This is a genomic window from Thermus sp. 2.9 (assembly GCF_000794385.1).
GTDB classification, from domain to species: domain Bacteria; phylum Deinococcota; class Deinococci; order Deinococcales; family Thermaceae; genus Thermus; species Thermus thalpophilus.
Genome location: NZ_JTJB01000003.1, coordinates 148,064 through 167,727 on the forward strand (window position 1 = coordinate 148,064; position 19,664 = coordinate 167,727).

Sequence of the window (19,664 nt, forward strand, 5' to 3'; positions counted from 1 at the left end):
AGCGCTTCATGGAAACTTCCACCCTCAGGATAGAGCAAAAGGGGGTCTTCCGCAAGAATGGGGGCATGGGGTACGTGCTCCTGGCCTACCTCATGGGTTCCTTGGTGGGGGGGCTTCTCTTTTATCCCGAGATCCGGGGGAAGGATCTTCCCGGGGGCTCCGGGGTCTTCCGGAAAAAGGGACCTTGGGCGGCGCTGGGGGTGGTGCTCTTTGACGTGGGCAAAGGGGTTTTGGTGGGCCTTTTAACCCCGCTGGCCTGGCGCCCGTGGGCGGGGGCGGCCTTGGTGGCGGGGCACACCTGGCCCCTTTTCTTCCGCTTCCGGGGGGGCGGGGGGATCGCGCCCTCCTTGGGGTTTTTCCTAGCCTGGTTCCCCCGGGAGGCCCTCCTTTCCACCCTTTTCGCCCTCCTGGTGGCTGGGGTTTACCACCTCCTTTGGTGGCGCAGGCGGCGGGGGGTCTACCCCATCCCCTTCGGGGCCGCCTTCGGCTACCTGGCCTTCTTCCTCTTGGCCCCCGAGGAAGGGCGGCTTGCCGTCCTCTTGGTGGCCCTGGTGGTGGGCTTAAGGGGCCTACAAATCCTAAGGGGAAGGTGGTAGCTTTGGGGCATGAAGATCCTCCGGTTTAACGGCGGAAGCTGGGGCATCCTGGAAGGGGAGGTGGTCCTGGAAACGGACGGCCCCGGGGGAAACCCCACGGGCCGGCGCTACGATCTGGCCTCGGTGCGGCTTCTGGTGCCGGCGACCCCTAGCAAGATCGTCTGCGTGGGGCGAAACTACCGGGAGCACATCCGGGAGATGGGGCACGACTTCGGCCACGACCTGCCAAAGGAGCCGGGGCTTTTCCTCAAGGCCCCCAACACCCTGGCCCACCCGGGCAACCCCATGGACCCGTGGAACACGGGGGACGCCGTGCCTTACCCCTTCTTCACCGAGGAGCTCCACTACGAGGGGGAGCTTGCCGTGGTGGTGGGCGACCGCATGCGCAACGTTCCCCCCGAGAAGGCCTTGGACCACGTGCTCGGTTACACCGTGGCCGTGGACATCACCGCCCGGGACGCCCAGAAAAAGGACCTGCAGTGGGTGCGGGCCAAGAGCGCCGACAAGTTCCTGCCCCTGGGGCCTTGGCTGGAGACCGATCTGGATCCGCAGAACGTCTGGCTCCGCACCTACGTGAACGGGGAGCTCCGGCAGGAGGGGCACACTTCCCAAATGATCTTTAGCGTGGCGGAGATCCTTGCTTACATCTCCACCTTCATGACCCTCGAGCCCTTGGACGTGGTCCTCACGGGCACCCCAGAAGGGGTGGGTGCCCTAAAGCCCGGGGACCGGTTGGAGGTGGCGGTGGAGGGGGTGGGGACCCTCCACACCCGCATCGGCCCCAAGGAGGAGCGGCCGTGGTGAGGGTGTTGGACCTGGGGTTTCAGGGGGCGGAGAGGGTCATCGCCAGTTTCCTCCTGGAGACCCCCATAGGTCCGGTCCTGATAGAAACGGGCCCCGAGAGCACCTACCCCCGCCTGGTGGAACGGCTTAAGGCCCACGGGGTGGAGCTCGAGGCGGTGCGCCACGTCTTCGTCACCCACATCCACCTGGACCACGCCGGGGCCGCTTGGCGGCTGGCCGAGGCTGGGGCCACGGTCTACGTTCCACCCCAAGGGGGCGCCGCACCTGGTGGACCCTTCCCGGCTCCTGGCCTCGGCGGAGCGCATCTATGGGGCGCTCCTCAAGCCCCTCTGGGGGGAGCTTAGGGGCATCCCCCCGGAGCGGGTGCGGGTCCTGGAGGACGGGGAGGTGGTGGACCTGGGCGGGGTGAAGGTGCAGGCCCTGGAAACCCTGGGCCACGCCTCCCACCACCACGCCTATCGGGTGGATGGGGTGGTCTTCGCCGGGGACATCGCCGGGGTGCGCATCGCCCCGGGGCCGGTGCTTCCCCCCACCCCTCCCCCCGACATCCACCTGGAAAGCTGGTACGCCTCCTTGGACCGGCTTCTGGCCTTGCGCCCGGAGGCCCTTTACCTCACCCACTTCGGCGCCTACCAGGACGTGGAGGAACACCTCTTGGCCCTGCGCCACGTCTTGGAGGAGTGGGCAGGCTGGACGCTAAGCCGCCTCAAGGAGGGGCTTTCGCCGGAGGAGCTCACCCGGCGCTTTGAGGCCTACTGGCGGGAGGGCCTGAAGCGGGCGGGGGTGGACGAGGCGGGGATGCGCCTTTACGAGCTCGCCGACCCTCCGTACATGAACCTGCAGGGCCTGGCGCGCTACTGGCAGAAGCACCATCCCGAGGCCTTGGAGGGCTGAGATGGCCTGGCCCTTTCCCCTGGGCCGCCCGGCCCGGATGGCGGTCTTGGCCTCGGGCCGGGGGACGAACTTGATGGCCCTCCTCCAGGCCTTCCCTCCCGGCAACCCCTTGGGGGAGGTGGTGCTGGTGCTTTCCGACAACCCCGAGGCCCTGGCCCTAAAGCGGGCGAGGGAGGGGGGTGTGGAGGCGGTGGCCCTGCCCTGGCGGGGGCGGCGGGCCTTTGAAGGGGAGGCCTTGGCCCGCCTCGAGGCCAAGGGGGTGGACGTGGTCCTCCTGGCTGGATTCATGCGCCTCCTTTCCCCGGGCTTCGTGGAGAGGTGGTACGGCCGCCTCCTCAACATCCACCCTTCCCTCCTCCCCGCCTACCCCGGCCTCCACGTGCACCGGCGGGTTTTGGAGGCGGGGGAAAAGGAAACGGGCTCCACGGTGCACTTCGTGGACCAGGGGATGGACACCGGGCCCATCGTCCTCCAGGGGCGGGTGCCCATCCTCCCCGGGGACCGGGAGGAGGAGGTGGAGGCGCGGGTCCTGCGCCTGGAGCACTGGCTTTACCCCAGGGCGGTGCGCCTCCTCCTCCTGGGCCTGGCCCGCCCCCCCGAGGCCTTCGGCGGGCTTAGGGAGGCCCTCTACGCCCTTACCCCGGGGGAGCGGGCCCTATGGGCCCGGGCCCTTTCCGCCCTCGCCCTTTGGGGCCGGGAGGACCTCTGGCCCGAGGCCTTGGGGCCTTCCCGCAACCCTTGGGTGCGGGGAGCCCTTCTCCTCGCCCACCTCCTCGCCGCGCCCCACCTGCCCCTGGAGGAGGAACTCGCCGCCTTGCCCGAGGTGGGGGAGGCGGCCCTGGCCCTTTGGAAGCGGGTAGAATCCCCTCTATGAAGGTTTTGGTGGTGGGGAGCGGGGGGCGGGAGCACGCCCTCCTTTGGAAAGCGGCGCAAAGCCCCCTGGTGGAGAAGCTCTACGCCGCCCCCGGCAACGCCGGGATGGCGGCCTTGGCGGAGCTCGTCCCCTGGAACGGGGACGTGGAGGCCCTGGCGGACTGGGCCCTGGCCGAGGGGATAGACCTCACCCTGGTGGGCCCCGAGGCCCCCTTGGTGGAGGGGATCGCCGACGCCTTCTCGGAGCGGGGCCTTAAGGTCTTCGGCCCCGCGCAGAAAGCCGCCATGATTGAGGGCTCCAAGGCCTTCGCCAAGGGCTTCATGGAGCGCCACGGCATCCCCACCGCCCGCTACCGCGTCTTCACCGAGGCCCTCGAGGCCCTGGAGTACCTGGAGGCGGTGGGGGTCCCCATCGTGATCAAGGACTCGGGGCTCGCCGCCGGGAAAGGGGTCACGGTGGCCTTTGACCTACACCAGGCCAAGCAGGCCGTCTTAAACCTCCTCTCGGGCCCCGAAGGGGGGGAGGTGGTGGTGGAGGAGTACCTGGAGGGGGAGGAGGCCACGGTCCTGGCCCTCACCGACGGGGAGGCCATCCTACCCCTCATCCCCTCCCAGGACCACAAGCGCCTCCTGGATGGGGACCAGGGCCCCATGACCGGGGGGATGGGGGCGGTGGCCCCTTACCCCATGGACCCCGCCACCCTCAAGCGGGTGGAGGAGGAGATCCTCAAGCCCCTCGTCCGGGGCCTCCGGGCGGAGGGGGTGGTCTATCGGGGGGTGGTCTACGCCGGGCTCATGCTCACCCGGGAGGGCCCCAAGGTCCTGGAGTTCAACGCCCGCTTCGGCGACCCCGAGGCGCAGGCGGTGCTTCCCCTCTTGGAAAGCGACCTGGTGGAGCTCGCCCTGAAGGTGGCGGAGGGGCGGCTTGGGGGCACCGCCCTCGCCTGGAGGGAGGGGGCCGCCGCCTGCGTGGTCCTGGCCGCCCCCGGCTACCCCGAGGCCCCCAAGAAGGGCATTCCCCTCCACGTGCCCGAGCCCCCGGAGGGGGTCCTTGTCTTCCACGCGGGCACCCGCTGGGAGGGGGGGCGGCTCGTGAGCGCCGGGGGAAGGGTGTTGAACGTGGTGGGCCTGGGGAAGGACCTGGAGGAGGCCCTGGGCCGGGCCTACGCCTTCGTCCCCAAGGTGGGCTTTCCGGGGTCGGTTTACCGCAAGGACATCGGGCGCAAGGCCCTGCGGCGGGCTAGTACCTGAGGCGGGCCAGGGGAAGCCGCCTGCAGGCGGAAAGCACCGCCCCCAAGGTGGTGTAGCCCTTTTCCTTCAAGAGGGGGACCATGCGGATGAAGACCTCCGCGGTCATGAGGGCGTCCCCCAGGGCGGTGTGCCGCCCCAAAACGGGAACGCCGAAGCGCTCCGCCAGGGCCTCGAGGCGGTGGTCCTTGAGGTCGGGGAAGAGGAGGTGGGCGAGGAGGAGGGTGTCCACCAGGGGGGGCTCCCCCACCCCCACCCGCCGCAGGAAGGCCAGGTCAAAGGCCCCGTTGTGGGCGAGGAGGACTGTGTCTTCCAGGAAGGCCTTGAAGGCGGGGAGGACCTCCTCCAGCCTGGGCTTGCCCTTCAGCATCTCCCAGGTGAGGCCGTGCACCTCCGTGGCCGCCTTGGCGATGGGGCGGCCGGGGTCCACCAGGGCCTCAAAGGTTTCCTGGTGGAGGACCCGCCGTCCCAGGACGTGCACCGCCCCCAAGGCGACGATGGCGTCCTTTTCCGGGTCCAGCCCCGTGGTTTCCAGGTCAAAGGCGGTGTAGAGGAGGCCCTCCAGGGGGGCGTCCTCGAGGGCCTCCGGCACCAGGAGGAGAGCTGGGTCCACCACCTCGGCCCGGGGCGGGGGGCCTTGGGGCGCGGGGAGGCTCGGGGCTTCCCGGGCCGGCAGGAGGAGGTGAAGCCGGCCATCCTCCCGCCAAAGGCTTCCCTGGGCGGCCTCCACCGCCTTCTGCAGCAGGGGGTGGGGCTTCGGGGCTGGGTGGGGGAAGAGGAGGGTGAGGCGGAAGAGGTTCCCCTGCCGCCCCCCTTCCCAAAAGACCTCTTCCTCCCCCGCCAGGGTGGCGGCGAGGCCCCGGGCGAGGGCGTAGGTGTCCGCCTGCACCAAAAGCCCCTCGGCCCCTTCCTTCAGGGAAAACCCCGGGGAAAGTCCCGCTTCCCGTTCCAGGGCCTCGGCCAAGAGGGCAAGGAGGTCCTCCGCCCGCACCTCCTCCGCCCGCACCGGCGCCTTCAAGCCTTCCACCAGGCGGGAAAGGGCCTCCGCCGTGGCCCGGGCCTGGGCCAGGAGGGGATGGGGGGCTTCCTGCGCCGCCGCCTCCACCAGGGCCCTAAGCCCCGCCAGCTTGTCCTTGAGGCGGTGCAGGGTGGCCTCCTCCAGGGCCCCCTCCTCCCGAGCCTCCTCCAAGAGGAGCAAAAAGCCAGCTTCCAGGGGCACCGCCTGCAGGCGCAAGGGGCCCTTGGGGCCCTGGGTGAGGAAGCGCTCCTCGGGCAGGGCCAGGGCGTGGGCCAGCAGGCTCCGGTCCAGAAGGCCAAAAAGGCTTTTCCCCGCCCCAAGCCCCTCCCCCAAGAGCCGGCGGGCCGGGGGGTTGTAGAGGAGGACCTGGCCCTTGGGGTTGGCCAGGACCACCCCTTGGGGCAGGTGGGCGATCAGGGTGGCCAAGACCTCCCGCTCCCGGGTTAAAAGGGCCTTGGCCTCCGCCACGCGGGCCTCCACCTCCTTTTCCAGGGCTTCCTTCTCCTCCGCCAGGCGGTTGATGAGGTCCGCCAGGGCCCTGAGTTCAAAGGGCCCCCGGAGGCGCAGGCGGTGGCCGGGGTTGGCCAGGAGGATCTCCGCCTCCTGGCCCAGGGCCCGGGTGGCGGCCAGGTACCCCAGGAAAAGGGGGTGGAGGAGGGCGGCCAGCACCAAGGCGAAGAGGAAGGCCAAAAAGAGGAGGAGGAAGGCCTTTTCCCGGGCCAGCCGCAGGAGTTCCCGCGCCAGGGCCTCCTCCCCCTGGAGGAGGAGGAAAAGCCCCGCCCCCGCCGTTCCCCCCACCAGGAGGAGGCCCAAAAGGAGAGCGCCCAGGAAGCGTAGGATCTCCCTCATGTCCCCTCCAAAAGCGCCCGCACCCGGGCGAGGAGGTCCTCTACGGCGAAGGGTTTACCCAGGAAGCCCTCCGCCCCCAAGGCCTCCGCCTTGGCCCGGTCCGCCTCCCGGCCCCGGGCGGTGAGGACCAGGACCTTTGGGGGATGGGAGTGGGCCTTGAGGCGCTCCAGGACGGCAAAGCCGTCCACACCGGGGAGCATGAGGTCCAGCACCACCAGGTCAAAGGGGCTCGCCTCCGCCGCCCCCAAGGCTTCCTCTCCCGTCTTGGCCAAGGCCACCTCGTACCCCGCCTTGCGCAGGAGGAACTCCAGGGGCACCAGGATGCTCTCCTCGTCATCCACCAGAAGGATCCGCATCTTCCACCTCCAAGGGTACGGTGAAGGCGAAGGCCCCGCCTTCCCCCGCTTCCAGGTAGACCCGCCCGCCCAAGCCCTCGGCCAGGCGCCTCGCCAGGTAAAGCCCGAGCCCCATGCCCCCCGAGAGGCTTTGGAAGGGCTCAAAGATCCGCTCCCGCGCCTCCTCGGGCACCCCGGGGCCGTCGTCCAAGACGCGGAAAAGGGCCTCTTGCCCCTTCGGCATAAGCTCCAGGCGCACCCGGCTTCGGGCGTGGCGTATGGCGTTGGTGAGGAGGTTAAGGAGCACCTGGAGTACCCGGTCCCGGTCGGTGTGGGTGAAAAGGGGGGTCAAGGCCCTTTCCAGTCTGATCCCCCGCTCCCGGGCCAGGGGCTCGGTGAGGCTTAGGGCCTCCTCCGCCAGGGCCTTTAGGTCTGTGGGCTCCTTCCTTGGGGCGGGGCCCGTCTGGAGGCGGGCGTAGCGCAGGACCTCCTCCACCAGGCGGGAAAGCCTTGCCGCCTCCTTCGCCAAGAGGGCGGTGAAGCGTCCCCGCTCCTCCTCGGAGAGGTCAGGGTGGGCGGCCAGGATCTCCGCCAGGGCCCGCACCGCGGTGAGGGGGGTCTTGAGCTCGTGGGACACCGCCCAAAGGAGCTCGTCCTTGGCCCGGTCCAGGGCCTTTAGCCGCTCGTAGGCCTCGGCCAGCTCCGCCTGGGCCCTTTCCAGGGCCTGGGCGTAGGCCCGCACCTCTTTTGACTCCCGGGCCGCCTCCTCCAGGAGGGGCCGATGCGCCCCTGGGGCTTCCTCCGTGACGGAAAGGAGGAGGAGCCGGGCGGTGGCGGGCCCCAGGGCGGAGGAGAGGAAGGCCTCGGCCCTTTGGGCGGCTTCGGTGCCGGGAAGGCCTTCGGCCTCCTTGAGGAAGGCCTCCGCCGTCTCCTTCCCCAAGACCCTTTCCAAAAGGGATGCGAGCGCCGCCACCTCCCCGGTGCGCCCCCCTAGGGGAGCGTCCTTGCGGGTGAAGAGGGAAACGCCCAGGGTGAGGGCCAGGTTCACCCCCAGGCTCACCAGGAAGCCGTGGGTGATGGGGTCTAGGCCCTTTAGGCCCAAAAGCCCCTCGGGATGGAGGAGGGGGTGGGGGCCTTCCAGGAAGAGGGGGGAAAGGAAGCCGGAGCGGGCCAGGGTGGGGAGGAAGAGGGTGTAGGCCCAAAGGCCCACCCCGGCCAGGAACCCCGCCAGAGCCCCCGTCCCCGTGGCCCCCTTCCAGTAGAGGCCGAGAAGGGCCGCCGGGGCCAGCTGCGCCACCGCCACGAAGGAGATGAGCCCCATGCCCACCAAGGCGTGGGCTTCCCCCGCCAGGCGGAAGTAGAGGTAGGCCAAAAGCATCACCAGGAGGATGGCAAGCCTTCGCCACAGGAGGAGGCTTCCCAGGGCCCGGTAGCGCAGGAGGAGGGGGGAGAGGAGGTGGTTGGAAAGCAGGATGGAGAGGGCAAGCCCCTCCACCACCACCATGGCCGTGGCGGCGGACACTGCCCCCAGGAAAGCTAAAAAGGCCACGGGGGGGCTTCCCGCCAGGAGGGGGAGGGCCAGGACGAAGAGGTCGGGGTTTTCCCCGGGCAAAAGAAGCCTCCCCCAAAGGGCCAGGGGGAGGATGGGCAGGTTGATGAGGAGGAGGTAGAGGGGGAAGGCCCAGGCGGCCTGGGGCAGGTGGCGGGGGTCTTGGCCCTCCACCACCGCCACGTGGAACTGCCGGGGCAGGAGGAGGAAGGCGAGGCCGGAAAGCGCCACCAGGCTCACCCAAGCCAGGTGCCCGGAAAGCCCCTCAGGGGGGAGGAGGAGGGGGTGGAGGTGGGGCTCGGCCTGGGCGCGGGGAAAGGGGTTCCCGAGGCTTAAGAGGACCAAGGCCCCCACCAGGAGGAGGGCGAGGAGCTTCACCACGGATTCAAAGGCCACCGCCAGGACCAGGCCCGGGTGGCGCTCCGAAGGGTCCAGGCGGCGGGTGCCGAAGAGGATGGCGAAGAGGGCGAGGAGAAGGGCGGTGAGGAGGGCTACGTCCGCCAAGGGGGCCTTTTCCCAGCTAAGGAAGAGGAAGGCTTGGGCGATGGCCTTAAGCTGCAGGGCCAGGTAGGGCAGAAGCCCCACCACCAAAAACCCCGCCGCCAGGGGGGCCAAGGGACCTGGGCCATAGCGCAGGTGGAGGAAGTCCGCCCAGGAGGTGAGGCGGTGGGTCCGGGCCAGGGCGAGGAGCCTTCCGTGAAGCCAAGGCCAGAGGAGGAGGACCAAGGTTGCCCCCAGGTAGACGGGGAGGAAGGTGGCCCCTTCCGTGGCCGCCCGCCCGGCGCTGCCCAGGAAGGTCCAGGCGGTGGCGTAGACCGCTAGGGAGAGGGCGTAGATCCAGGGGCTTTGCGTGAAGCTCGGGCGGCTTTCCCCCCACAGGGCCACCAGGAAGAGGAGGCCCAGGTAGAGGAGAAGGCCGAGGAGAAGCACCCCAGGGCTCATGGCCGGCGGAAGAGGAGAAAGGCCAAGAGGACCACCAAGGCCCAGGCCCCGAAGAGGTAGAGGTAAAGGGGGGGAAGCCCCCAAGGCCCCTCCACCCCCCGGAAGAGGAGGCTTAGGGGCAGGGTGAAGAGGAAGAGGGCCAGGAGGAAGAGGGCGAAGGCTTTCTCCTTCATCGCAGGTTGAAGCGGCTTGCCGTGCTCTCCTGCACCTCCTGGATGGCCCTAAACCCCTCCAGGGCCCGCCGCCTTTCCCCGGGGGAGAGGGCCGCCCAGAGCACCTTGTTGCCGATCTCCTTCCCCTCGCGGAAGGCCTGGAGCTGGTGGGCCAGGCGCAGGCCGAAGAAGAAGCGGAAGGCCTCCTCCAGCCTTTCCGCCCCTTCGCGGCTTAGCGTCCCCCCTTCCGCCGCCGCCCTAAGCCGCTCCACCGTGCCCTTGGCGGCGCTTCCCGCCAGGAGGGCGTAAAGCCTTGCCAGGGCCACGATGGGGGCGAGGGCCGAGCGCTTGAGGTCCACGAAGCCCTCCTCCGTGCGCACCCGGCCCAGAAAGCCCAAAGGAGGGTGGAACGCCAGGCTGGCCCGGGCCAGGTGGTAGAGGAAAACCCCCCGCTTGGCCCCTTCCAAGACGGCCTCTTCCAAGGGCTTTAGGGAAAGCTCCCCGGCGGCGCCCCGGAAGTCAAAGAAGATCTGGGACTCCAGGAGGGCCTGGGGTTCGGGCGTTTCCATGAAGCGGCGGAAGGTGGCGATCCAGTCCGTGAGGGGCATGCGCCAGCGGGTGGCCATATACCCCCCCTTGCACTCGGGGATCCCCGCCTCCAAAAGCCCCCCCACCACCCGCTCCGCCAGGGCCTGGAAGTAGGCCTCGTGCCCCCCTTCCCCCAGGACCAGGGCGTTGTCCTGGTCGGTGAGGAGGGCCTGCTCCCGGCGGCCTTCCGAGCCGAAGACCATGAAGCTATAGGGGGTGGGGGGTGGCCCTAAGGCGGCTTCCCCCTCCTTCACCAGGCGGCGGATCAGGGCGTCGTTCAGGGAGGCCACCACCCGGCCGATCTCCAGGGCCTCGAGGCCCTTCTGAAAAAGCCCCTCCACCAGGTGGGCCACCTCGGCGCTGTAGCGGGTGAGCTCCAGGCGCTCAATCCGCCGCAGGAGGAGAAGGGGGCTTTGCGCCTGGTGCAGGAGGAGGTCGGTGTGGGTCAAAAGGCCCACGATCCTCGTCCCTTCCGTGAGGGGCAGGTGGTGGATGCCCCGCTCCACCATGGCCGCCACCGCCTCGTAGAGGGGGGTGTCCGCGGGCAGGGCGAAGAGGGGGGCGGTCATCACCGCCGCCACCGGGGTAGAGGGGGGAAGGCCCTCCGCCAAGACCCGGTTCCTCAGGTCCCGGTCGGTGAGGATGCCGGGGGGGTCGGAGGCCACCAGGAGGCTGCTGATGCCCTCCTCCCGCATCCTCCTTGCCGCCTCCTGCACCGGGGCTTCCGGTGCGATGAAGACCGGTGCCCGCCGCACGAGCCGCCCCACGGGAGCAAAGAGGGAAAGTTCGGGCAAGGCCCTAAGCCGCACCCGCTCCGCCAAGCCCTGCCCGAAGAAGCGGGCGGCCTCGGGGTGGGCGAGGAGCCGGCGAAAAGCGGCTTCGGGAAAACGCAGGAGGCGCACCGGGGTCTTGGCCACCACGCTAAACGCCGGGGGCTCCCCGGTAAGGAGGGAAGGGAATCCGAAAAACTCCCCTGCGCCCAACACCCCCACCTCCCTTTCCCCGTCCAGGAGGGCCACCTCCCCCTCCAGCACCAGGTAGAGCGCCTGGACAGGTACTCCTCCTTGCTCCAGGAAACGGGTTCCGGGAGGGTGGGCCTCCTCTACCCCTTGGGCTAGGAAAGCCTCTTGTACGGGTTTGGGCAGGGCCTGTAACGGGGGTATCGTCCTCGGACGCATAAAACAAAGGCCTATGGCCAGCCTGGCTTCAACCTCCTCCAGGACCCCTTGGGGTCCTGGAGGAGACTTGAGCCAGCTTTGGGTGCCGGAGCTAAGGCGGGATACCTAGTCCCCTCCCAGGTGCACCCGACGCTCAACCTCCCGGTAGCGTTCCTCCGCCTCCTTTTCTTGGGACAGAAGGGAAAAGAGGTAGCCGGCCAAGAACCCTAGCGGGATGGAAACAATGCCCGGGTTTTTGAGGGGGAAAATGGGGCTTGCATGCTTAAGGATGTCCACCTGCACCGTGGGGGAGAGGTAGATGAGGATGACCGCGGAGAGAGTGCCGACGAGGATGGCGCCTACTGCTCCGGCGGTTGTGAATTTGCGCCAAAAAACCGAGTAGACGATGGCGGGAAGGTTTCCACTGGCAGCGATGGCGAAGGCTAGCCCCACCGTGAAGGCCACGTTTTGCCCCTTGAAGGCGATGCCCAGGAGGATGGCCACGATGCCCAAGAGCAAGGTGGCGATCCGAGCGACCGCCAGCTGTTCCTTTTCGGGGGCCTTTCCTTGCCGGACCACATTCACCCAAAGGTCGTGGGAAAGGGCGGCGGCTCCAGACAGGGTAAGGCCTGCCACCACCGCTAGAATGGTGGCGAAGGCCACGGCGCTGATGAACCCTAAAAAGGCTGTCCCCCCGAGCGCCTCGGCGAGCAGGGGCGCCGCCATGTTGCCCCCCTTGTCGATGGCCCGGATGGGGTCTCGGCCCACCAGGGTCATGGCGCCGAACCCCAAGACGAAGGTGAGAAGGTAGAAGAAGCCGATGAAAAGGGTAGCCCAGCTCACGGACGTTCTGGCGGCCCTGGCGTCGGGAACCGTGTAAAACCGCATGAGGATATGGGGTAGGCCTGCGGTGCCCAGCATTAGGGCCAAGCCCAGGGAAAGGGTGTCTATGGGGTTGGCAACGAGCCCTCCAGGAGCCAAGACTTGTTCCCCGTACTTAGCGGCCGCATCTTGGAACAACGAAAGAGGGTTCAGGCCATAGCGGACCAGCACCAGGAGGGCAAGGAGGAAGGCCCCGCTTAAGAGGAGTACGGCCTTGACGATCTGAACCCAGGTGGTGGCCACCATGCCTCCGAAGAGAACATAGGCCAGCATCACCACCCCTACGAGCACCACCGCCCACTCGTAGGATAGCCCGAAGAGGAGCTTGATCAGGTTGCCGGCCCCCACCATTTGGGCGATGAGGTAGAGGGTGACCACAACCAAGGTGCTCACCGCTGCGGCGCTGCGCACCGGAGCTTGCCGGAGGCGGTAGGCCACCACGTCGGCGAAGGTGTATTTGCCGAGGTTTCGCAGGGGCTCGGCCACGAGGAACATGACCACGGGCCAGCCCACGAGGAAGCCGATGGAGTAGAGGAGGCCGTCAAAACCGGAAAGGGCTACGAGACCGGCGATGCCGAGGAAGCTCGCCGCTGACATGTAGTCACCGGCCAGGGCGAGGCCGTTCTGAAAACCAGAGATAGACCTGCCGGCGGCATAGAACTCCTCCGTAGACCTCGTTCGCCGCGCGGCCCAGTAGGTGATGCCCAGAGTTAGTGCGATGAAGACGAAGAAGAAAAGGATTGCCGTGGGGTTGGGTTGTCCCAACGCGCTTCCGCTCATCCTCGCACCTCCTTCAGCTGGCGAATGGCCTCGTCGTAGTAACGGTTAGCCCACCGGACGTAGATCCCGTTGAGCACCCAGGCGGTCAGGATCACCAAGACGCCAAGGAAAATACCCCAGCTCAAGCCAGGTACGATTTGCGTGCCCATAGCCCCCTTTGCGTAAGCGACAAGGAGGAAAAACCCCAAATAGATGGCGAGCATGGCCCCTGTGAGGGCGAGGGCGATCCGCCATCTTGCCTGAACGAGCTGCTCCAACTGGTCTTTGGACATGGTTGACCTCCTCCCTTTCCTTCTCGGTACCCCAAGGGGAACCTGCTCCGCTGGGCAGGGCCTTTAAACTCCCTTGGGTTGGGGCCCAGTATGATTTCTCGGTGAGGAGCATGTCAAGAAAACCAGCTTTTTCGGTCATGCGCAAAAGGTGGGTTTTCTCCTTTACTTTCCGAGAAGAGGAAGGGCGTGATTTTCCACCCGGAGACCCTTTGCTTGGACCCGGTTTCGCCCTCACGGGTGTTGGGGTTACTCCTCGAGGGTGGAAAGGTCCCCAGGGTCTTTCCCCAGCTCCCTCGCCTTCAGAAGCCGCCGCAGGATCTTGCCCGAGCGGGTCTTGGGAAGCTTCTCCAGGAAGACCACCTCGCTGGGCGTGGCGATGGGGCCAAGCTCCCGGCGCACGTGCTGGATGATCCCTTCCTTGAGCGCCTCCGAGGGGCTCTGCCCCGAGCGCAGGACCACGAAGGCCTTGATGGCTTCCCCCTTCAGGGGGTCGGGCACCCCGATCACTGCCGCCTCCGCCACCGCCGGGTGGGAGACCAAGGCGCTTTCCACGTCCGCGGTGCCGATGCGGTGGCCGGCCACGTTGAGGACGTCATCCGCCCGGCCCAGGACGCTGAAGTAGCCTTCCTCGTCCTGGCTTGCCACGTCCCCGGCGGCGTAGACCCCCCCAGGAACCTCCCGCCAGTACTGGAGGTAGCGCTCGTGGTTGCCCCAGACGGTGCGCATCATGTGGGGGAAGGGCCGCTTGAGCACCAAAAGCCCCCCCTGCCCTGGGGGCACGGGCTTCCCCTCCTCGTCCACCACGGCGGCCTCCACCCCGGGCAGGGCCACCCCGGCAAAGCCCGGCTTGGCCGGGAGGGTGAGGGGGGTGCCCAGGGTGGGCCCCCCCAGCTCCGTCTGCCACCAGTTGTCCGCCACGAAGCCCCTTTTGCCCCCGTCCACCAGGTGCGCATAGGCCCAGCGCAGGGCCTCCGGGTTTAGGGGCTCTCCCGCCACGGCCAGGAGGCGCAAGGAGGAGAGGTCGTACCGCTTGGGCCACTCGGGGCCGTACTTCATGAAAAGCCGCACCGCCGTGGGGGCGGTGAACATCACGTTCACCCGGTACCGCTCCACCACCTGCCAGAAGGCCCCGGGGTCGGGGTAGTCGGGGGCCCCTTCCCGGAGCACGGAGGTGATGCCCTCCAAGAGAGGGGCGTAGACGATGTAGGAGTGGCCCACGATCCAGCCGATGTCGCTGCTGGCCCAGAAGACGTCCTCGTCCTTCACGTCAAAGAAGGTGCGCAGGTGGTAGGTGGTGCCCACCATGTAGCCCCCGTGGACGTGGACCACCCCCTTGGGCTTGCCCGTGGAGCCCGAGGTGTAGAGGATGAAGAGGGGGTGTTCCGCCTCCACCATCTCCGCCCGGGCCTCCGGGGGGGTGTTCCAAAGGAGTTCCTGGAAGTCATGGTGGCCTTCGGGAAGCTCCGCCCGGTAGGCCCTCTGGAACCAGATGACCTTTAGGGGGAGGTCCCGGATGGCCTCCTCCACGATGGAGCGGAGGTCCACCCCCTTCCCCCTTCGGTGGCTCACGTCCCCGGCGATGAGGAGCTTGGCCCCTGCATCCAGGATGCGCTCCCTCAGCGCCGCCACCCCAAGCCCGGCGTAGACCACGCTGTGGATGGCCCCCAGGTAGGCGGTGGCCAGCATGGCCATCACGCCTTCCAGGGTGAGGGGCATGTAGATCACCACCCGGTCCCCCTTGCCCACCCCAAGCCGCTTAAGGGCGGTGGCCAGGCGGCGCACCCGGTCCAAAAGCTCCCCATAGGTGAGCTTTTGCTCCTGCCCGTCCTCGCTTAGGTAGAGGAGGGCCACCTTGTTCCGGAGGCCCCGCTCCACGTTGCGCTCCAGGGCGTTGTAGACGGCGTTGGTGGTGCCTTCCAGGAACCAGCGGTGCTCGGGGAGGTCCCACTCCAGGACCTTCTGGAAGGGCGTTTCCCAGTAGAACCGCTTGGCCCACTCCCCCCAGAAGCCCTCGGGGTCCTCGAGGCTCCGCCGGTACTCCGCGGCGAAGCCCTTGAGGTTTGCCGCCCGGCGCAAGGCTTCAGGGGCCCAAAGCCGCTCTTCCGCTTTAAGAAGCTTTTCCACCGCCATCGCTTTCCTCCAGTCCCGAGGTGTCCCCCGGGTCTAAGCCCAAGAGTTCCGCCTTAAGAAGCCGCCGCAGGATCTTGCCGCTCCGGGTGCGGGGCAGGCTTTCCGCAAAAAGGACCCGGGGCGGGGTCACCGGGCCCAGGTGGCGCAGGAGGTGGGCCTTGAGCTTTTCCGCCAGGAGGGGCTTGAGCTCCTCGGGGACCGCCTGCTTGGGCACCACGAAGACCACGATCTCCTCCCCCTCTTCCCCCGGCACCCCCACCGCCGCCGCCTCCGCCACCTGGGGGTGGGTGAGGGCGGCGGCCTCCACCTCGGCGGTGCCGAGCCTGGCCTCCCCCACCTTGATCACCTCCTCCGAGCGGCCCAGGATGCGGAAATACCCCTCCTCGTCCATCACCGCCAGGTCCCCGGTCCAGTAGAGCCCGCCCCGCCACGGGTTTTCCCCCCCCAGGAGGTCCACCATGTGGGCGGGGCCCGCCCGGAGGAGGACCAGGTGCCCCTTGGCCCCCGGGGGGAGGACCTGGCCTCCCTCATCCACCACCCGGGCCTCCACCCCGGGGAGGGGCACCCCCACGTAGCCGGGCTTGGCGGGGAGGGCGAGGGGGGTGGCGAGGGCCGGGGCCCCGAGCTCCGTCTGCCACCAGTTGTCCAGGGGCCACGCCAGGTTTTCCCGGGTCCACCGCCACACCTCCGGGGCCAAGGCCTCCCCCACGCTCCCCACCAGCCGTAGGCCCGTGGGCCTTGCCTCCCCGTGGCGCCTGAGGGTGCGGAGGAGGGTGGGGGAGGTGAGGAGGACATCCACCTTGAGCCGGGCCAGGCGCTCGTAGAAGGCGGCGGGGCTTGGGTGGTCGGGGCGGTCCTCCACCAGCAGGCTGGTGCCCCCCAGGAAAAGGGGGGCGTAGAGGCCGAAGGAGTGGCCCACCACCCAGAAGAGGTCGGCGGTGGTGTGGAAGACCTCCCCCGGCTTTAGGTCAAAGAGGTAGCGGAGGGCCCAGGCCACCCCCACCATGTACCCCCCGTGGCCGTGGACCACGCCCTTGGGCCTCCCCGTGGACCCGGAGGTGTGGAGGAGGAACAAGGGGTGGTGGGCGGGCACGGGCACAGGGTCCACCGGTCTCCCTTCGGAGGCCCTTTCCAGGAACTCCGTGGTTCCCCGCACGTGCCAGAGCACGGGGAGGTCCAGCCCCGCTACCGCCGCCTCCACCACGGGGCGCAAGGGGATGAGCTGGCCCCTGCGGTAGTAGCCGTCGGCGGCGAGAAGGAGCCGGGCCTGGCTTTGGAGAAGTCTGTCCCTTAGCGCTTCAGGCCCTAGGCCCACGGGCAAGGCCATGTGCACCGCGCCTATGCGGGCCAGGGCCAAGAGGGTTAGGGTGGCCTCGGCTCCCGTGGGCGTATAGAGGGCCACCCGGTCCCCAGGCCGCACGCCCAGGCCCCAAAGGAGGCCCGCCAGGCGGGCAGAAAGCTCCTGGAGCTCCCGGTAGGTCCACTTTTCCAGGCGCCCTTCCCCGTCCAGGGTGAGGAGGGCCACCTGTTGGGCCTTTTCCGGGAGGTGGCGGTCCAAGGCGTTGAGGGCGGCGTTGGTGAGCCCCCCTTGGAACCAGCGGCGGCTCTCGGGGTCGTAGGCCTTTTCCCAAGGCCTTTCCCAGAAGAACTCCCGGGCGAAGGCGCCAAAGAAGGCTTCGGGGTCCTCGAGGGCTTCTCGGTAGGCGGCGGCGAGGTCCTGTAGGTTGGCCTTCTCCTTCAACTCGTCGGGAGGCTCCATCACCTCCACCCGGAAGCCCGCCTCCGGGGGCAGGGCCAGGCTTGGGGGCTCGGGGGGCTTGAGGTAGGGGGAGACCTGGGCCACCTCGGAAAGGGCCCGGGCCAGGCGGCTAAAGGCGAAGGGGAAACGCCGAGCCGGCACCACCACGCCCAAGGCGCCAAGAAGCTCCCCCCCCGGGCCGAAAAGGGGAGCGGCCAGGGCGGAAAGCCCCAGGGCGTACTCCTCCATCTCCGCCGCCAGGCCCGACTCCCGCACCCGCTTGAGTTCCTCCTCGAGGGCCAAGGGGTCGGTGAGGGTGTAGGGGGTGCGGGGGCGCAAGGGGGGTAAGGGCAGGGCGCCAAAGGCCAGGAGCACCTTGCCTAAGGCCAGGGCGTGAGCCTCCTCGGGAAGGGTTTCCCCCAGGGGGTGGGGCTGGCCCTGCCGCCCCCTCGTCTTCAGCCTCACCCCTTGGGGGGTGAGGAGGGCCAGGTAGCAGCGCTCCCGGGTGCGGAGGTAAAGCTCTTCCAGGGCCTCCTCCAAGGGGGTGGTCTCCAGGGGAACCGGCTTGGCGCTCCCCAGGCGGTAACCCCTTTCCCCTTTGACGGCAAAGCCTTCCTCCACCAGGCTATTCAGGAGGGCGTAGGCGGTGGAGAGGCTCTTGCCCAGGAGGCGGGCCACCTCCTTCACCTCTACCCCTTCGGGGTGCTCCGCCAGGTAGGCCAGGATGCGCAAGGCGGCCTGCACGGTGGAAAGGCTTCGCTTCTTGGCCATCTGCTCCCATCTTGCCCTTGGCAAGCCCCCTTCTGTCAAGAAAGGGGGGCTTTGGCAAATGGTGAAAAACACTCCCTTTCTTGACCCTACCCTTGGTTCTCCCTATCCTCAAGAGCAAAGGAGGAGGTATGGACCGGATTGAAGGCGTCCTCAAGGAAGAGCGGGTGTTTTACCCGAGCGAGGCCTTCCGCCAGCAGGCCCACATCAAGAGCGAGGAGGAGTACGCGCGCCTCTACGAGGAAAGCCTAAGGGACCCCGAGGGCTTCTGGGGACGGGTGGCCTCGGAGCTCCACTGGTTTGAGCCTTGGCAGAAGGTCCTGGAGGGGGACCTCCCCCACCCCAAGTGGTTCGTGGGGGGCAAGACCAACCTCTCCTACAACGCCTTGGACCGCCACGTGAAGACCTGGCGCAAAAACAAGGCGGCCATCATCTGGGAAGGGGAGCCGGGGGAGGAGCGGGTCCTCACCTACCACGACCTTTGGCGGGAGGTGCAGAAGTTCGCCAACGTCCTAAAGCGGCTCGGGGTGAAGAAGGGCGATAGGGTCACCATCTACCTCCCCATGGTTCCCGAGGCGGCCATCGCCATGCTGGCCTGCACCCGCATTGGGGCGGTGCACTCCGTGGTCTTCGGGGGCTTTTCCTCAGGGGCCTTGGCCGACCGCATCAAGGATGCCCAGGCCAAGGTCCTCATCACCGCCGACGGCGGCTACCGCCGGGGCGGCATCGTCCCCCTGAAGCAGAACGCCGACGAGGCCCTCAAGGAAACCCCCAGCGTGGAGCACGTGGTGGTGGTGCGCCGCACCGGGGAGGAGGTGCCCTGGACCCCGGGCCGGGACCACTGGTGGCACGAGCTCATGGAGGCGGCCCCCGACCGCCTGGACCCGGAACCCATGGAGGCGGAGGAGCCCCTTTTTATCCTTTACACCTCGGGCTCCACGGGTAAGCCCAAGGGGGTCCTGCACACCACGGGCGGCTACATGACCTACGTCTACTACACCACCAAGCTGGTCTTTGACCTCAAGGATGAGGACGTCTACTGGTGCACCGCCGACGTGGGCTGGATCACGGGCCACTCCTACGTGGTCTACGGGCCCCTTCTGAACGGGGCCACCACGGTGATGTACGAGGGGGCTCCCAACTGGCCGGAGCCCGACCGCTTCTGGCAGATTGTGGACAAGTACGGGGTGACCATCTTCTACACCGCCCCCACCGCCATCCGCGCCTTCATGAAGTGGGGGGAGGGGTGGCCCGCCAAGCACCGCTTGGAAACCCTGAGGCTTCTGGGCACCGTGGGCGAGCCCATCAACCCCGAGGCGTGGCTTTGGTACTACCACGTGATCGGCAAAGGGCGCTGCCCCATCGTGGACACCTGGTGGCAGACGGAAACGGGCGGCATCATGATCACCACCCTGCCCGGGGCCCATGCCATGAAGCCGGGGCACGCCGGCAAGCCCTTCTTCGGGGTGAAGCCGGAGATCCTGGACAGCGAGCACCGCCCCGTGGAGAACCCCGATGAGGGCGGCCACCTCTGCATCACCAGACCCTGGCCCAGCATGCTCCGCACCGTCTGGGGCGACCCGGAGCGCTTCCTGCAGCAGTACTTCAGCCAGCATCCCGGGGTCTACTTCACCGGGGATGGGGCCCGGCGGGACAGGGACGGCTACTACCTGATCCAGGGCCGGGTGGATGACGTCCTGAACGTGGCGGGCCACCGCCTGGGCACCATGGAGATTGAGTCCGCCCTGGTCTCCCACCCGGCGGTGGCGGAGGCGGCGGTGGTGGGCCGGCCCGACCCCATGAAGGGGGAGGCCATCGTGGCCTTCGTGACCCTGAAGGAGGGCTTCGCGCCTTCCGATGCCCTTAAGGAGGAGCTCAAGGCCCACGTGGCCAAGGTGATCGGCCCCATCGCCCGCCCCGACGAGGTGCGCTTCACCGACGCCTTGCCCAAGACCCGCTCCGGCAAGATCATGCGCCGCCTCCTGCGGCAGATCGCCGCCGGGGAGAAGGAGATCAAGGGGGACACCTCCACCCTCGAGGACCGCTCCGTGGTGGAGAAGCTCAAGGAAGGGGCCTAAGGCCCCGTCCT

14 protein-coding genes and 1 pseudogene are annotated in these 19,664 nt (G+C 68.4%); 6 read left to right on the plus strand and 9 right to left on the minus strand.

The window, feature by feature from the left end; translation table 11 throughout:
• Positions 1-65: 65 nt before the first annotated feature.
• From QT17_RS02340 to purD, 5 genes and pseudogenes are all read left to right on the plus strand, one after another.
• On the plus strand, positions 66-596 hold the full coding sequence (locus tag QT17_RS02340) for a glycerol-3-phosphate acyltransferase (RefSeq protein ID WP_039456216.1): 531 nt from the start codon (positions 66-68) through the stop codon (positions 594-596).
• A gap of 9 nt (positions 597-605) precedes the next feature.
• The gene (locus QT17_RS02345) at positions 606-1,400 is read left to right on the plus strand and encodes a fumarylacetoacetate hydrolase family protein (RefSeq protein ID WP_039455816.1); all 795 of its coding nucleotides are present in this window, start codon (positions 606-608) and stop codon (positions 1,398-1,400) included.
• A pseudogene (locus QT17_RS02350) lies at positions 1,394-2,294 on the plus strand (MBL fold metallo-hydrolase). Before QT17_RS02345 ends, QT17_RS02350 begins: the two are co-directional and overlap by 7 nt.
• Before the next feature lies 1 nt (position 2,295).
• Positions 2,296-3,168 carry a phosphoribosylglycinamide formyltransferase gene (gene purN / locus QT17_RS02355; RefSeq protein WP_039455818.1) on the plus strand — a complete coding sequence of 291 codons (873 nt, stop codon included), beginning with the start codon at positions 2,296-2,298 and terminating at the stop codon, positions 3,166-3,168.
• Complete coding sequence (purD, locus tag QT17_RS02360; protein ID WP_039455820.1) at positions 3,165-4,418, plus strand: phosphoribosylamine--glycine ligase; 1,254 nt, start codon at positions 3,165-3,167, stop codon at positions 4,416-4,418. The genes purN and purD overlap by 4 nt, the downstream gene beginning before the upstream one ends.
• Here purD and QT17_RS02365 read toward each other — a convergent pair.
• The 9 genes from QT17_RS02365 to QT17_RS02400 form a co-directional block, all read right to left on the minus strand.
• A complete protein-coding gene (locus QT17_RS02365; protein WP_039455821.1) occupies positions 4,408-6,282 on the minus strand; it encodes a 3'-5' exonuclease in 1,875 nt (624 codons plus the stop codon). The genes purD and QT17_RS02365 overlap by 11 nt on opposite strands.
• Positions 6,279-6,638, minus strand: coding sequence for a response regulator transcription factor (locus QT17_RS02370; RefSeq protein ID WP_039455824.1), 360 nt, complete (start codon positions 6,636-6,638; stop codon positions 6,279-6,281). Before QT17_RS02370 ends, QT17_RS02365 begins: the two co-directional genes overlap by 4 nt.
• A complete protein-coding gene (locus QT17_RS02375) occupies positions 6,616-9,108 on the minus strand; it encodes an ATP-binding protein (protein ID WP_039455826.1) in 2,493 nt (830 codons plus the stop codon). The genes QT17_RS02370 and QT17_RS02375 overlap by 23 nt, the downstream gene beginning before the upstream one ends.
• Entirely contained in the window at positions 9,105-9,281 is a 177-nt protein-coding gene (locus QT17_RS13945) for a hypothetical protein (RefSeq protein ID WP_200883374.1), read from the minus strand. The genes QT17_RS02375 and QT17_RS13945 overlap by 4 nt, the downstream gene beginning before the upstream one ends.
• Positions 9,278-11,026 (minus strand): putative nucleotidyltransferase substrate binding domain-containing protein, encoded by a 1,749-nt coding sequence (locus tag QT17_RS02380; RefSeq protein ID WP_039455828.1) that lies wholly within the window; start codon positions 11,024-11,026, stop codon positions 9,278-9,280. Before QT17_RS02380 ends, QT17_RS13945 begins: the two co-directional genes overlap by 4 nt.
• Positions 11,027-11,131: 105 nt before the next feature.
• A complete protein-coding gene (locus QT17_RS02385) occupies positions 11,132-12,667 on the minus strand; it encodes a sodium/solute symporter (protein ID WP_039455830.1) in 1,536 nt (511 codons plus the stop codon).
• Positions 12,664-12,939, minus strand: a complete 276-nt coding sequence (locus QT17_RS02390) for a DUF485 domain-containing protein (RefSeq protein WP_039455832.1) — start codon at positions 12,937-12,939, stop codon at positions 12,664-12,666. Before QT17_RS02390 ends, QT17_RS02385 begins: the two co-directional genes overlap by 4 nt.
• Before the next feature lie 246 nt (positions 12,940-13,185).
• A complete protein-coding gene (acs, locus tag QT17_RS02395; protein ID WP_039455834.1) occupies positions 13,186-15,069 on the minus strand; it encodes an acetate--CoA ligase in 1,884 nt (627 codons plus the stop codon).
• Positions 15,047-17,578 carry an AMP-binding protein gene (locus QT17_RS02400; protein WP_039456219.1) on the minus strand — a complete coding sequence of 844 codons (2,532 nt, stop codon included), beginning with the start codon at positions 17,576-17,578 and terminating at the stop codon, positions 15,047-15,049. The genes acs (QT17_RS02395) and QT17_RS02400 overlap by 23 nt, the downstream gene beginning before the upstream one ends.
• A 128-nt stretch (positions 17,579-17,706) precedes the next feature.
• On the opposite strand from QT17_RS02400, the gene acs (QT17_RS02405) reads away from it, so the two are divergent.
• Positions 17,707-19,653 (plus strand): acetate--CoA ligase, encoded by a 1,947-nt coding sequence (gene acs / locus QT17_RS02405; RefSeq protein WP_039455836.1) that lies wholly within the window; start codon positions 17,707-17,709, stop codon positions 19,651-19,653.
• The last annotated feature ends 11 nt before the right edge of the window (positions 19,654-19,664 follow it).